A 13,775-nucleotide genomic window follows, 5' to 3' on the forward strand; every position below is an offset into this window, starting at 1 on the left:
GCATAGAAAGCACGAAAAACACGAAAAACACGGTCACCGTGGCCGGTCATGACGACCGGCCACGGCCGCCGGTCACGACCCGGGGGCGGGGTCCTCGGGGTCCGGTGTCGCGGAGCCGTCGCGGGAGCGCCCGGCGAGGGCCCGCAGGGCCAGGTCGATCATGCCGGACTCGGCGGAGGACGCGGCCAGGTCCCGCAGCGCGGCCTCGTCCAGCCAGCGCGCCTCGACGAACTTGTCCCGCTCGATCCGGGGCCGGGTCAGGTCCCCCTCGACCGTGGCGAGCACGTCGATCTCACGCTTGCGCTCGCCGTCGCCGCCGTTCCAGTCGAAGACGTCCACCATGCCGTCCACCCGGACCAGGCGCCACCCCGTCTCCTCCTCGATCTCCCTGGCCAGCGCCGCGCACAGCGTCTCGCCCTCCTCGACGTGCCCGCCGACGATGTCCCAGCAGCCGGGGAAGAGCCGCACGTGGGGAGCCCGCCGCTGCAGGAACACCTCGCCGAGCGGGTTGACGAGGACGGCGCCCACCACGCACCGCACGCCCGCCTCCGACGCCTCACTCAGGATCCGCTCGAACTCCGGCGGGTGCGGGACGCAGCCGCCGCCGGGCCCGTTCACGCCGGCTTCTGGTGGGCGTAGTAGGTCGCGTACAGCTCGGCGAACGGGCCGTCGCGGCGCAGCAGCTCGTCGAAGCCGCCGTCCTCGGCGACCTTGCCGTCACGCAGGACCAGCACGCGGTCGGCCCGCTGGATCGTGGCGAGCCGGTGGGCGATCACCAGCACGGTCCTGCCGGTGAACAGCCGGGAGAGCGCGTTCTGGATACCGCGTTCGGTCAGCGGGTCGACGCTGGCCGTCGGCTCGTCCAGGATCACGATGTCGGGCTCCCGCAGGAACATCCTGGCGAGGGCGATGAGCTGCCGCTGCCCGACCGAGACCCCCTGGCCCCCGGCGGCCAGCCGGTCGTGCAGGGACATCGGCATGCTGCGCGACCACACCTGGCGCCCGATCCTGTCGATGGCGCGTTCGACGTCCGCGTGGCCGGCGTCCGGCCTGCCGTAGGCGATGTTCTCCGCGAGCGTGCCCGCGAAGATGAACGGGTGCTGCGGGACGACCCCGACGCGCTCGCGGTACGCCCGCAGGTCGAGCGAGCGGATGTCGCGGCCGTCGATGAGCAGCTCGCCCTCCTGGAAGTCGTAGGCACGGGCGATCAGCTTGGCCAGCGTGGACTTGCCGCCACCGGTGTGCCCGACGATCGCCACGGTCTGCCGCGCCTCGATGCGCAGGTCCAGGCCCTGGAACACGGCCGCCCCCGGCCCGTACCCGAAGCTCAGGCCGCGGGCCTCGATGTCGCCCTCCAGCCTGGTCACCGGCTCGTTCCCGGTCTGGACGACGGCGTGCTCGCTGTCGATCAGCGCGAACACCCGCTCCGCCGCGGCGAGCCCCTGCTGGAAGAGGCTCCAGAAGGACGCCGCCTGGGTGATCGGCTGCCAGAGCATGCCGAACGCCTGCAGGGCGAAGTACCACTCGCCGGGGGAGAGCCTGCCGAGCACCGCGAAGCGCCCGCCCTGGTACAGCACGACGGCCGTCGCCAGGCCGGCCAGCATCGTCAGCACCGGCAGGATGAGCGTGTAGATCAGGCCCTGCCGGACGTAGACCGCGTACGACAGCCGGTTGACCTCGTCGAAGTCGCGGTAGACCGTCTTCTCCCGGCCGAAGCTCTTGGCGACCGAGATGCCCATCATCGACTCGTGCACGTTGGCGTTGACCCTGGCCATCACCCGCCGGGTGGCGGACGCCGCCGCCCTGGCGATCCTGCGGAAGGCCAGGGCGGTGCCGAGCAGCAGCGGCAGCGCCGCCAGGATGATCAGGCCGAGGTCGACGTCGATCCAGAACACGACGCCGCCGAGCAGCACCACCAGGAACAGCTGGCTGAGCAGGTTCAGCGTGAGGGTCATGACCGAGCTGAAGCCCTCGGTGTCGCCGGTGACCCGGCTGAGCACCGTCCCGACCGAGTTCCTGTCGTAGAACGCGATGTCCTTGGCGAGCGCGGCGTCGGCGGCGTCGCGTTGCAGCCGGTACACCACGCCGCCCACCAGCCGGGCGGTGATGGCCTGGCGTGCCCAGTTCATCCCCCAGGCCAGCACCGCGGCGACGACCACGAACACGCTCAGCTGGAGACCCAGCCCCTCCCCGGCCCCGACCTGGTCGATCACCTGGGAGATGACGATCGGCACCGCGGCGGTCAGCAGGGCCGCCCCCACCACGAGGGCCGCGGTGCCGATCATGGCTCCGCGCCGTTCCCGCAGGTAGCGCAGGATGCGGCCGAGAAGCCTGCCGTTGCCGTAGACGCGGTCGTAGTCGTCGGCGTGCAGGCCCGCGAACAGGTCGCTCACGAGGGCCGCCGATCCGCCGCGGCCGGGTCCGCCCGGACGTCATCCACTGTAGATCTCCTGGTACAGCGCGCAGCGCGCGATCAGTTCTTCGTGCGTTCCCTGGTCGACGACCCGCCCGGCGTCCAGCAGCAGGATGATGTCGGCGCGCCGGATCTGGCCGGGCCGGTGCGAGACGAGCACGGTGGTACGGCCCGCGGCCGCGCGCTCGATCGCCTCGGTGATGGCCGTCTCGGTCTGCGCGTCGATCGCGCTGGTCGCGTCGTCGAGGGTGAGGATACGGGGGTCGGTGAGCAGTGCCCTGGCGATGGCCAGCCGCTGCCGCTGCCCGCCCGACAGCGTCGTCCCGCCCTCGTTGAGGATCGTGTCGTAGCCGTTGTCCATCGCCCGTACGAAGTCGTCCGCGCACGCCTGCTTGGCGACGCGCAGGACGTCCTCGTCGTCGGCCCCGCCGGGTGAGCCGAACGCGATGTTGTCCAGCACGCTCTTGGAGAACAGGAAGATCTCCTGGTCCACCTGGCCGATCTGGCGGCGGAGCGCGCCCGGTTCCCACTCGCGCACGTCGCGGCCGTCGATCAGCACCCGGCCCTCGGTGGCGTCGTACATCCGGTTGACCAGCTTGATGAGCATGCTCTTGCCGCTGCCGGTGGGGCCGACGACGGCGAGGGTACGGCCGGCGGGCACGTGGAAGGAGACGTCGCGCAGGATGTCGGTGCCCTCGTGGCGCAGGGACACGCCCTCGAAGGTGATCGCGCCCTGGAGGTCCGCCGTCGTGCCCCGGGTGTCCTCCCGCTCGCTCGCGTCGCCCTCGGTGATCTGCCGCATGCGGGCGGCGGCGACGAACCCCTCCTGGATGACCGGTACGGCCTGCTCGGACAGGGTGACCGGCTGCGAGAACAGCACCAGCCAGCCGAGGTAGGTCACGACCTGGGCGAGGTTCAGCTCGCCCTGCGCGTACAGGTGCAGGGAGTGCAGTGAGCCGATCGCCATCGCGAGCGCGAAGCTCAGCGCGGGCAGGTAGACGGCCTGTGCCCTGCCCCGCCTGACGAACGCGTCCCGGTAGGCGGCCGCGGCCTCGGCGAACGCGCGCCGCTCGTGGTCCTCCTGGGTGAACGCCTTCACCGTGGTGATGCCGCCGAGGGTGGTGGAGAAACGCTCGTTGAGATCGGCGAAGGTCTCCCTGGTCCGCAGCGTCAGCGGGTTCAGCCGCCGTACGTGACGGTAGAGCGCGTACCCGAAGACCACGATCATCACGCCGGGGGCCAGCAGCAACTGGGCGTGCAGCGAGGCGATGAACAGGATCGGGACCAGCAGGGCCAGGACGCCGTTGAAGGCGGTGGCGATCCCCGGGCTGAGCATGTAGTCGACGAGCCTGGCGTCGTTGATGGCACGGGCCAGGATGTCGCCGATGCGCTGCTGGTCGTGGAAGGACAGGCGTTTGGCCAGCAGGCTGCGGTACAGCTCGTCCCGCGCGTCCCGCTTGACGCGCTGGGCGACGATCTCCATCGAGCCGTTGAACAGCAGGTCCGCCACGAAGCGGCCCCCCGCGAGCGCCGCGATCGCGAACGCCGCGGCGGTGACCACGCCGAGGTCCGGACGCGAGCCGGTGGCCTCGGCGAACGCCGTGCCGATCTGGACCGGGACGAGGGTGGAGCAGAGGTTCGCCAGCACCGCGGTGACGCAGAACACCGCCAGCAGTCCCCGGTGCCGCAGGAGGTGGCCGAGGATCCATCCCCGCACGCTGGAGGACGCGGCCGGCCGGTCGCCCTCGGGCTCCCCGGCCGGTCGCGTTCCCTCAGTCACGGGCCCCTCCGCTCACGGCGGTGATTCCCGTGATCACTTATCCGACCCGCGCCCCGGCCTTGAGCGGATCGGTCACGAAGCCGAAGCCGTTCCCGCCGGGGGCGTACAGCTCGTCCATCGTCAGGTCGCACAACGCCGACGCCGCGAGCGCGTCGGCGACCGACGGCACCTCCTGCGCGCCGGACAGGGTGTGCCCCTGGCCGGCCCGCTTGGCGCGGCAGCCGACGACGAAGGCCTCCAGCTCGGGACCGAACCCGCTGCGCCCCCAGCCGTGGTCGAGGTTGCGGGTGCTGTGCAGCTCCTGGCCGAACGGCACGCCGTCGGACAGCTCCAGCGTCACCCGCTCCAGGGACGGCGCGCTGTAGCGGCTGCCGTCCATGCCCTGCACGGTGACGCCCACGATGAAACGCTTGACGTGGTTGCCCATCCGCAACGTCGTCAGGGAGCCGTCGTGGTGACGCAGCACCAGGTTCACCTGGAAGCGGTCGGAGTCGCCGGGGATGACGTGCGCGTTCACCCCGACGACGGGAGAGGGGGTGAACCAGCGGGCCAGGTCCAGGGCGTGCACCCCGTTGTGCCTGATCCACGCCTCGAGGGTCGTGTCCACGCCCCACTGGGGGACCGAGGGATGGCGGCTGTAGAAGTCGATCGTCACCGAGCAGGGCGTCCTGCGGGCGTCCGCGCTCAGCTCGTGCAGCCGCTGGAGGGTCTCGGCGTAGCGGAAGTTGAAGCCCACCTGGACGTGGCGGTCACTGCGGCGCACCACGGCGTCCAGGTCCTGCAGGGTCGTGGTGGAGGGGCCGGCCGGCTTCTCCACGAAGCAGTCGACGCCGCGTTCCACCAGCTGGCGGGTGAGCCGGTAGGAGGGCTCCGGCGGGACGGCGAGCAGTGCCCCGTCCACGGTGTCGAGGTCGAGGGAGTCGACGGAGTCGACGCAGGCCACGTCGCCGATCAGGGAGCGCAGCTCCGCGGCCATGGACAGGTCGGGGTCGACGCAGGCGACGATCCGGTGCCCGCGGATGCGCTGGAGGAAGGGGAAGATGTTCTGCTGCATCTGACGGCCGCAGCCGATCAGGGCCAGGCGCAGGGGCTCGGTCACGACGCGCTCCACTCGTCGAAGGCACGGCGGGCCCTGTCGTGGAGGTCGGTCCAGTCGATGCCCCGGTGCGCGAGGCTCACGAAGGAGGGGTGTCCTTCGAGCAGCAGGATGCCGGATCCGGTGAGCGCGCCGAGCAGCGCCTCGCGCCGGTCCTTGTCCCCCAGGAGGGCGTCGTCGTGGTAGACCAGCTCGAACATCCCCCCGCCGAGCACCGGGCGGGCGCCGACCAGGGAGCCCACCCCGGCCTCGCCGGCGGCGGCGGTGAGCACGGAGGCCACCTCCGTGCCGATCCTGCCGATCTCGGCCCAGCCGTCCGGCGCGTCCCCCGTCGGTTTCTCGAGGATGTCCCGGGTGGCGAGCGCGGCGTACACCGCGATCATCTCCTTGGAGAACGTGCCGCTGAGCCGGGCCCTCTCTGCGTGGGCGAGCAGTTCGGCGTTGCCCACCAGGATGCTCAGCGGCGCCCCGTTGGCCAGCGCCTTGCCGATCACGACCAGGTCGGAGCCGATGGCGTTGTCGTGGTCGTAGCCGAGCGGGGAGATGCGGCCACCGGTCTTGGTCTCGTCGAAGACGGTGAGCATGCCGGCGTCGCGGCACATCGTGACGGCCTCGCGCAGCACCTCGGGTGTGGTGAACGACGCCAGGTAGGCGTCGAAGACGAAGCAGCCCAATTGGCCCCGGTGCCGTTCCAGTAATTCCGCGAGTGATTCCAGGCGCAGGTCGACCCAGTTCAGGGCGACCTCGGATTCGCCGATGCCGCGCATCGCGTCGGTGTACTTGAGCCTTTCCCGAAGGGGGGAGTGCAGCGGCTCGTGCCATTTCAGGGAATTGGCGATCTGCGCGTCGTGCCAGCCCACGTAACCGCTGCGGATGACGCCGAGGCGGCCGGTCTGCATGGCGGCGAGCCGGAAAGCGGCGGTGACGGCCTCGGAGGCGGTCTTGAAGAACGCGCCGCGGTCTCCGGGGCGGGCACCGAGAAGCCGCTCGAGATACTCCTGATGGAAGGTGGTGTAGCCCGGCATCATGACGCCGTTGTCGAGGTAACCGCGGAGGAGCTCGTTGAAAAGGTCATCGGCATGGCCGATTATCACTGGTCCGTAACCCATGACGAAGTCGATGTACGTCATGCCGTTCGCGTCCGAGACCTCGCCTCCCCTGCCCTGTGAGAAGAGGAGTTGACGACCTGAGGACTTGAACTTTTTAGTGATCTTCGAGTGAGCTATCCGCTCGTTCTGCGACAACGATCTGCTCCCGCCCGGTCTTACCAGTTTGATCTAGTGCTTAATCTCAAGGACCGTACAGGCACGTTGTGAGGGCGTCAACTATCCTTATTTCCAGGGCATATGTCGCCTTGACAGGCTCGCGGATCGCATATGAAGGTGTGGGAGGCATTGGTGACAGACCGGCCGACATAGGACATGAACGCCGATATGGAGGCGATGTGGATTACGGATCGCAAGAGGGAATTCCGGTCCTCGATATCGCTGCCACGACAGAGCCGAATATCGTGGGGCGCAGCAAGCGCCTGTGGATCCTGCCCGACGGGCGATGCCTCGTACAGATAATCCCCAGCCTGCGCAGTTTCACGTACCAGCGCGACGAGATCGTCGAGCGCACCGGTCCCCTGCGCCTGGATTTCTACGAGAGGGCCGCGGCCAGGATCACGGCCGCCGGGGTCGCGTGCGCCTTCAGGGAGCGCGTCTCCCCCGACCACTACATCGCCGACTACTGCCCGGCCCCGCCCTTCGAGGTCATCGTGAAGAACAGGGCCACCGGATCGACCACCCGCAAGTACCCGGGCCTGTTCGAGGACGGCGCGCCCCTGCCCCGGCCGGTCGTGAAGTTCGACTACCGGTGCGACCCCGAGGACCAGCCGATCGGCGAGGACTACCTGCGGGCCCTCGGGCTGCCGGTCGAGGAGATGCGCGAGCGCTCCCTCGCCGTCAACGACGTGCTGCGGTCGTGGCTGCACCCGCTCGACGTGTGGGACTTCTGCCTGATCTTCGGCATGACCGAGAGCGGCGAGCTGACCGTCATCTCCGAGATCTCCCAGGACTGCATGCGCGTACGGCACCAGGACGGGTCCCCGCTGGACAAGGACCTGTTCCGGGACGGCGTCGGAGGGGACGAGATCGTGAGCCAGTGGAGCCGCATCCTCGATGTCATCGCCTGACGCCCGGGTCGCCCTGATCACCGGCACCAACCGCGGCAGCGGCCGGGCCATCGCCGAGGAGATGCGCGAACGCGGCTACCGCGTCTTCTCCCTGAACCGCACGCCCTCGGGCGAGGACCTCCCCGGGGAGTACCGGTGCGACCTGGCCGACCCCGCGCAGATCAGGGAGGCCACGGGCCGGGTGCTCGAGGAGGCGGGACGTCTCGACGTCTGCGTGTCCAACGCGGTCGACCGGGTCCTCGACCCGATAGCGGAACTGGACGAGGCCGACTGGGACCGGCTGGTCTCGATCAACCTCAGCGCCGGCTTCCACCTCCTCAAGGCCGTCCTGCCGGCGCTGAGGGCGAGCGGCGGCGTCTTCGTCGCGATGGGCAGCCACGCCGCCACCCGGTACTTCGAGGGCGGCGCCGCCTACAGCGCCACCAAGGCCGGGCTGAAGGCGCTGATCGAGACGTTGCTGCTGGAGGAACGGCGCAACGGGGTCCGCGCCTGCCTCGTCTCGCCCGGCGCCATCGCCAACCTGGACGGCGACGAGTCGCCGAACAAGATGAGCATCCGGTCGATCGCCCGCTGCGTGGGCACCATCGTGGACACCTGGCCGAGCGACCTCGTGGTGGGAGAGATCGAGATACGCCCCTCCGGCCTGCCCGAGCCTCCCATCATCGGCATCGACCGGTTGCTGCACGTGTAGTCGCCGGCCAAGGAGGAATCACATGATCTCCCTCGCCCTGCCGAAGGGCTCGCTGGAGCGGCGGGCCCTGCGCCTCTTCGAGGCCGCGGGACTCGACGTACGACGCTCCTCGGAGCGCTCCTACCGCGGCACGATCGACTACGCCGACACGATCCGGGTGGCGTTCTACAAGCCGCGCGAGATCCCGTCGGTGGTCGGGAACGGGTTGTTCGACCTGGGACTGACCGGCGCCGACTGGGTGGAGGAGAGCGGTGCCCTGGTCGAGGTGGTGACGTCCTTCGACTACTCCAGGCACAGCGAGAGGCCGTGGCGGCTGGTGCTCGCGGTCCCGGCCGACCATCCCGCCACCGCGGTGGGGGACCTCGACGACGGGGTGCGCGTGGCCACCGAGTACCCCAACATCGGCCGCCGGTTCTTCCAGGCCGCGGGAAGGCGGGCCGAGGTGGTCGTCTCCTACGGCGCGACCGAGGCCAAGATCCCGGAGCTGGCCGACGTGATGGTGGACGTCGTGGAGACGGGCGCCTCGCTCCGGCAGAACAACCTGCGCATCATCGAGACCGTCCGGACGTGCGGCGCGCAACTGATCGCCAACCCGGCCGCCCACGCCGACGAGGGCAGGCGCGGCGTGATCCGGAACATCGCCCGGCTGCTGCAGGCCGCCTGGGCCGGTCCCGCCCACGTCCTGCTGACGGTCCGCGCCCCGGCCGAGCACCTCCCCGAGGTGACCCGCGCCATGCCGGGACGGTCGTGGCGCACCGGTCCCGGCCTGACGGACGAGAGCATGGTCGTCCTGCAGGGCGTGCTGCGCAGGGGGGACGTCCCCGGGACGATCGACGTCCTGATGTCGGCGGGAGCCGTCGACGTCACCGAGTCCGACATCGGCATCCTCGCCTCCAACACCTCGCCGGCCTGACCCCGGCCCGCCCGCGCCGACACCTCACCTCGAACGCCTCGCCCGCCTGACCCCGGCCCGCCCGCACCGGCGTCCTCTCCTTGAACACCTCACGGGCCTCCGACCCCGGCTGCCCCGCGCCGGGGTCCTCGTCTGGGACACCTCGCCGACCCGGCCCCGGCCCACCCCGCGAACGCCCCGCCGCTTCCCCGAGCGACCGACCTTTCATGACTAGTTCATTCAAATACGGTTGAAGCGTCATGTCAGGGAAGTGATGATCGAGCCAGGAAAGTGCCCGGAAAAGCGGGCCGGCGTCCGATCGAGTGGACGACGGGCCGGTACCCGGCGTTCCGAGGTCCTGATCGCCTCCCCGACGCCGTGACCGGTGTCCGGCCCGGCCCGCCGTCGCGCGAAGGAGGGTCATGGGATCGCGGTCAATGTCAGACACCTCGGAGCAGGACGAGAGGTCACGGCGACGCTCGCCATGGGGGACGATCGTCGTCGTCTACCTCGGCGGGGTCGTCGCGGCGATGGGTCTCGGCAAGTTCGCCTCGATCGGGCCCGCGGTGGCGGCCGAGCTGTCGCTGTCGCTGTCGCAACTGGGCTGGGTGATGTCGGCGGTCGTCGGTGTGGGGGCGGTCGCCGGCCTGCCCGCCGGATACCTGATCCGCCGCTACGGCGCGAAGAGGTCGCTGGTCACCGGCCTGGGCCTGATCGCGGCCGCGAGCGTGGCCGGCGTGATGACGGGCGACTTCACCTCGTTGCTGGTCACCCGCGGCGTCGAGGGCGTCGGATACCTGCTGGTCAGCATCTCGTGCCCGGCGCTGATCATCCGCCTCGCCGCCGGGCGCGACCTCGGCGCGGCCCTGTCGCTGTGGGCCACGTTCGTCCCGGTGGGCCTCGGGGCGAGCACGCTGGCCGGAGGCGCGCTCGGCTCGGCCCTGGGCTGGCGCGGCTGGATCGCGCTGATCGCGGGCCTGACGTTCGCGATGGCGCTGGTCGTCCGCGCGCGGCTGCCGCACGGGCCCACCGGGCAGGCGGCCACTGGGCCGGTCCCCCGGGCACGGGCGCTGACGTGGCCCGCGGTTCTCGCCTCGTCCTTCTGCCTGAGCGCGCTGACGACCATTCCGGTGATCGTGCTCCTGCCCACGCTCCTCGTCGAGCAGTACGGGCGCTCGGCCGCCGCCGCGGGCGCCCTGACCTCGGCGGTCTCACTGCTCGGCGTACTCGGCGGGCTGGCCGTGGGCGTGCTGCTGCGCCGGGGCGCGCCGGTCGGCGTCCTGGCCCTGTTCGGGCTGCTCGTCGTGCCGGCCGCCTGGCTCGTGTACGGCGGCGGCGCCTCGCAGGCCACCGTGCTGGCCGGCGCCGGGATCATCTCCATCGAGAACGGGTTCCTGGCGGCCCTCGTCTTCGCCGCCCTCCCCCTGGTGCTGGAGCGCCTCGACCACGCCGACGTCGGCAACGGCGTGGTCGCCCAGGCGGGCAGCGCCGGGTCGCTGCTCGGCCCCCCGCTGTTCGGCGCGGTGGCCGCCGGGGCCGGTTTCCCGGCCCTCGTACCGGTCATCGCCGCGGGGATCGTCGTCTCCGTCGGCGCGCTGCTGCTGGCCGGCCGCCGGTGCCGATCCACCGGCGGACCGGCCGGCCGCACGGAGGACGGGGTCTCGGCGGGGCACCGGTAGCGAACGCCCGGCGACGGCGAACGTCCCGGCCGGCCGGTCCGCCGGTGGATCCTCACCCTCGCGACAGTTGCGCGTCCCCCCTCGCCCCGTATCGTCGCCATCGGTGATCCCGTCCGTGCGAGAAAGGATCGGTATGACCGACGACGCGGCACGACGCGTTTTCCAGGTGGTCGACTCGTTCGACCCCGACGAGTTCGTACGGTTGCTGGCCGAGGACGCCACGCTGGTGTTCGGCAACGCCGCGCCGATGGCGGGACGCGAGGCCGTCGCCGCGGGGCTGCGGGAGTTCTACGCCACCATCGGCGGCCTGCGGCACCGGATCGTCCGGAGCTGGCAGGTGGGCGCCGACGTCATCGCCGAGACCGAGGTGACCTACCGCCGGCTCGACGGCGGGGAGTCCGCCGTCGTGGCCGTGTCGATCTGGCGCACCCGCGACGACGGCCTCATCACGGACTACCGCATCTTCGTCGACCTCGCTCCCCTCTACGGCGCCTGACGGGAGGCGCGCACCGCCCCCGATCGGCTACGGGGTCGACGGTGAGGAGGTTCGCGTCCGGGATCAGCCGGATGATCGCCCGGTCGGGAACGGCGAGGGCCACGGGATCACAGGGGGGCGCCGCCGAACCCGATCTCGTTCCCGTCCGGGTCCCGATAGACGGCCTTGCGCACGCCGTTGGAGTAGGTCTCCCGCTCCGCGGGTTCGAGACCCCTCTCGGCGATCCGCGCCACGAGCGCGTCGAAGTCGTCGACGAAGACGGTGTGCATGGCGTGACCGGCGCGCTCGGGCCGCTGCTCGACGAACACGGACCGATGCTCCGCGAGCTCCCACACCGCCTCCGTGTCCCCTGCGACGAACGTCGGCGGGGAGCCCAGCAGCCGCTCGTACCACTTCAGGGCCGCCGCGTACTCGGTGACCGGAATCCCGGCGTACAGGTCGAGAGCCATGCCGCGATCCTAGGGAATCCCCGTTTCCCGTGCGAAACGGCCGTCCCCGCGTCGCGTATGCCCGGCTCGTCCGGCACCCGGGTGACCGGGCGCCCGACACCGTCAGGGGATGCGCCGGAGGCACGAGTGCCGCGCCAGGAACCAGTCGGTGGCGATGTCGCTCTCCGTGAAACGTCCGATCAGCGCCAGTGTCGAGCTGATGCTCTCCACCTCCTCCACGCGAGCGGGTCAGAGGGCCAGCTGGATCACCGCCGAGCCGACCGTCGATCCGATGGAGGCGAGGAGCAGCCAGAAACCCCACCGGATGAGCAGGTACTTCCTGGTGACGAGCACGCTGACCGCCCGGATCTGTTCGGCCAGAACGGTCAGGTCCTCGTCGTCGTGCCTGCGCAGCGCCTTGGCGATCTCCGCGGCGGAGCCGTACCGGCCGATGTCGCCGAAGTAGGTGAAACCGAGCGCGCGCTTCGTGATGCGCGGGTAGACCGCGCCCGCCAGGCAGACCAGTGCGGCGAGCGCGCACACCGCGCCCGTCCACCACAGCCACTGCAGACCCGCGTGCAGCTTCAGCGGTGACCAGTTGCCCGCGATCAGGCCACCGGCGACCGCGCCGATGCCCAGCCCCGCGACACCGAGAAGGACCTGCGCCTTCGTGTCCGCCCGGCTGAGCTCCTCGCGGGCCTCGGTGAACAGCCGGACACCGTGGGCACGCGCCTGCGCGTCACGGTCCTTAGGCGGCGGTACGGACACGGCCGCCCTGGTCATCCACCGGAACACCCGTGCCCCCTGGTGAGCGAACCTTGAATCATCCGGCTGCGAAGATGGCGAAGGGTGTCGGGGACCGATTCATGACCAACGCTCCCGACAGCCTTTGAACGGCACTCTATGTGATCAACGGCCGGTAACGAACAGGTCTGCCGCCGTTCCGGGGAGACGCCGTCCCGATTCCGCGGGGCGGGGCGGGCTGACCGCCGGACGCGTCCCCCGTGCCCGGGGAGGTCTTCTCGCTCCGCCCTGCCCGGGCGGGTCGAGCGGGCGATGTCCCGCCTCGTGCCGTCGCGGCTCGCGCCGAAGGAATCGGCGCTGGAGGGACGAACCCACCGGCCGGTAGGATCGCCCGCGTGGATCTGGACGCCGTCGCCGCCCGGCTCGGGGTGCCCGTCGAGGACGTCGACCGCGTGCACCGGCTCGCCGGGGACCTGCCGTCGGCCCCGCTGCCCGCCAGGGCCGACGCGCCCGCGATCCTCGACCGGCTCGCGGTGCCGCCGGACGACGCCGCCGAGATCATGGCGGGCTGGCCCGACCCCGGCTCCCCCCTGTGGACTCCGGAGCTGCGCTGGCTGCTCGACCGCTCGATCGCCCTGGTCCGCGCCGATCTCGGGGGAAGCGACTGGCTGCCGCCCGGTCCGGAGCTGCCCCGCGAACGGAGCCCCGCCTGGCGGCACCTCTACGTGTACGCGTACCTGGCCCTGGTCGACGTCGTCACGCAGTACCACCGCGACCACGGCATCGCCGACGCCGTGTCGTGGGCGACCCTCGCGGACCTGGGCCGCAACCTCGCCGTCGACCGGCGGATGCGCGGCGAGGGCTGGCCGGTCATGCAGAGCTGGCTGACGCTGCACGCGCGCGGCGCCGTCTACGAGCTGGGCCGGTTGCAGCACCACCGGGGCGGCACCACCGTCGACCTGCACATCCCCGAGTCGGGGCCGATGACCCCGGAGGCGGTCACGGCGTCACTCGACGAGGCCCGCGCGTTCTTCCCGCGCCACTTCCCCGGCGAGCGCCACACGGCGTTCGCCTGTGGCTCGTGGCTGCTGGACCCGCAACTGCTGGAGTACCTGCCCGAGGACTCCAACATCGTCCGGTTCCAGCGAAGGTTCGAGCTGGAGCCGTACGAGGAGCCGGAAGGGCTGGACGCCGACGTCGAGGTGCTGCGGTTCGTGTTCCGTACCCTGACCACGCCGCTCGACCGGCTGCCGCGCCGCACCGTGCTCCAGCGCGCGATCGCCGACCACCTGAAGGCCGGCCGCCACTGGCGGATCCGCCGCGGCCACTTCCCGATGTAGTCCCCGGGTCCCCAGCCAGGTATGAGGTGAATACGTGGAT

13 protein-coding genes are annotated in these 13,775 nt (G+C 71.1%); 6 read left to right on the top strand and 7 right to left on the bottom strand.

Annotated features, from left to right (window positions below; genetic code table 11):
* Positions 1 to 72 precede the first annotated feature (72 nt).
* Genes ACLQ2R_RS08920 through ACLQ2R_RS08940 form a run of 5 tightly spaced genes read right to left on the bottom strand, consistent with a single transcriptional unit; the run spans position 73 to position 6,533 of the window.
* Positions 73 to 618 (bottom strand): NUDIX domain-containing protein, encoded by a 546-nt coding sequence (locus ACLQ2R_RS08920; protein ID WP_425958884.1) that lies wholly within the window; start codon positions 616 to 618, stop codon positions 73 to 75.
* Complete coding sequence (locus ACLQ2R_RS08925; protein ID WP_425958885.1) at positions 615 to 2,393, bottom strand: ABC transporter ATP-binding protein; 1,779 nt, start codon at positions 2,391 to 2,393, stop codon at positions 615 to 617. The genes ACLQ2R_RS08920 and ACLQ2R_RS08925 overlap by 4 nt, the downstream gene beginning before the upstream one ends.
* 39 nt (positions 2,394 to 2,432) lie before the next feature.
* Positions 2,433 to 4,193 carry an ABC transporter ATP-binding protein gene (locus ACLQ2R_RS08930; protein ID WP_425958886.1) on the bottom strand — a complete coding sequence of 587 codons (1,761 nt, stop codon included), beginning with the start codon at positions 4,191 to 4,193 and terminating at the stop codon, positions 2,433 to 2,435.
* 37 nt (positions 4,194 to 4,230) lie between these two features.
* Positions 4,231 to 5,292: a Gfo/Idh/MocA family protein gene (locus tag ACLQ2R_RS08935; RefSeq protein ID WP_425958887.1), complete on the bottom strand. Its 1,062-nt coding sequence runs from the start codon at positions 5,290 to 5,292 to the stop codon at positions 4,231 to 4,233.
* Positions 5,289 to 6,533, bottom strand: a complete 1,245-nt coding sequence (locus ACLQ2R_RS08940) for an aminotransferase class III-fold pyridoxal phosphate-dependent enzyme (RefSeq protein ID WP_425958888.1) — start codon at positions 6,531 to 6,533, stop codon at positions 5,289 to 5,291. The genes ACLQ2R_RS08935 and ACLQ2R_RS08940 overlap by 4 nt, the downstream gene beginning before the upstream one ends.
* Before the next feature lie 266 nt (positions 6,534 to 6,799).
* On the opposite strand from ACLQ2R_RS08940, the gene ACLQ2R_RS08945 reads away from it, so the two are divergent.
* From ACLQ2R_RS08945 to ACLQ2R_RS08965, 5 genes are all read left to right on the top strand, one after another.
* Positions 6,800 to 7,465, top strand: coding sequence for a phosphoribosylaminoimidazolesuccinocarboxamide synthase (locus ACLQ2R_RS08945; RefSeq protein ID WP_425958889.1), 666 nt, complete (start codon positions 6,800 to 6,802; stop codon positions 7,463 to 7,465).
* Positions 7,452 to 8,156 carry an SDR family oxidoreductase gene (locus ACLQ2R_RS08950; RefSeq protein ID WP_425958890.1) on the top strand — a complete coding sequence of 235 codons (705 nt, stop codon included), beginning with the start codon at positions 7,452 to 7,454 and terminating at the stop codon, positions 8,154 to 8,156. Before ACLQ2R_RS08945 ends, ACLQ2R_RS08950 begins: the two co-directional genes overlap by 14 nt.
* A 22-nt stretch (positions 8,157 to 8,178) precedes the next feature.
* The gene (gene hisG / locus ACLQ2R_RS08955) at positions 8,179 to 9,069 is read left to right on the top strand and encodes an ATP phosphoribosyltransferase (RefSeq protein ID WP_425958892.1); all 891 of its coding nucleotides are present in this window, start codon (positions 8,179 to 8,181) and stop codon (positions 9,067 to 9,069) included.
* 416 nt (positions 9,070 to 9,485) lie between these two features.
* Complete coding sequence (locus ACLQ2R_RS08960) at positions 9,486 to 10,727, top strand: CynX/NimT family MFS transporter (protein WP_425958894.1); 1,242 nt, start codon at positions 9,486 to 9,488, stop codon at positions 10,725 to 10,727.
* Between the two features lie 133 nt (positions 10,728 to 10,860).
* Positions 10,861 to 11,223 carry a nuclear transport factor 2 family protein gene (locus tag ACLQ2R_RS08965; protein WP_425958895.1) on the top strand — a complete coding sequence of 121 codons (363 nt, stop codon included), beginning with the start codon at positions 10,861 to 10,863 and terminating at the stop codon, positions 11,221 to 11,223.
* 107 nt (positions 11,224 to 11,330) lie between these two features.
* Here the strand turns inward: ACLQ2R_RS08965 and ACLQ2R_RS08970 are convergent, their stop codons facing one another.
* Entirely contained in the window at positions 11,331 to 11,672 is a 342-nt protein-coding gene (locus ACLQ2R_RS08970) for a VOC family protein (RefSeq protein WP_425958896.1), read from the bottom strand.
* A gap of 228 nt (positions 11,673 to 11,900) precedes the next feature.
* A complete protein-coding gene (locus ACLQ2R_RS08975; protein ID WP_425958897.1) occupies positions 11,901 to 12,434 on the bottom strand; it encodes a Pycsar system effector family protein in 534 nt (177 codons plus the stop codon).
* Between the two features lie 356 nt (positions 12,435 to 12,790).
* Here ACLQ2R_RS08975 and ACLQ2R_RS08980 point away from each other — a divergent pair, with 356 nt between their 5' ends.
* Positions 12,791 to 13,735, top strand: a complete 945-nt coding sequence (locus tag ACLQ2R_RS08980; protein WP_425958898.1) for an acyltransferase domain-containing protein — start codon at positions 12,791 to 12,793, stop codon at positions 13,733 to 13,735.
* Positions 13,736 to 13,775 lie beyond the last annotated feature (40 nt).

Source organism: Streptosporangium sp. DT93, from assembly GCF_049844535.1.
In the GTDB taxonomy this organism is placed as follows: Bacteria; Actinomycetota; Actinomycetes; order Streptosporangiales; family Streptosporangiaceae; genus Streptosporangium.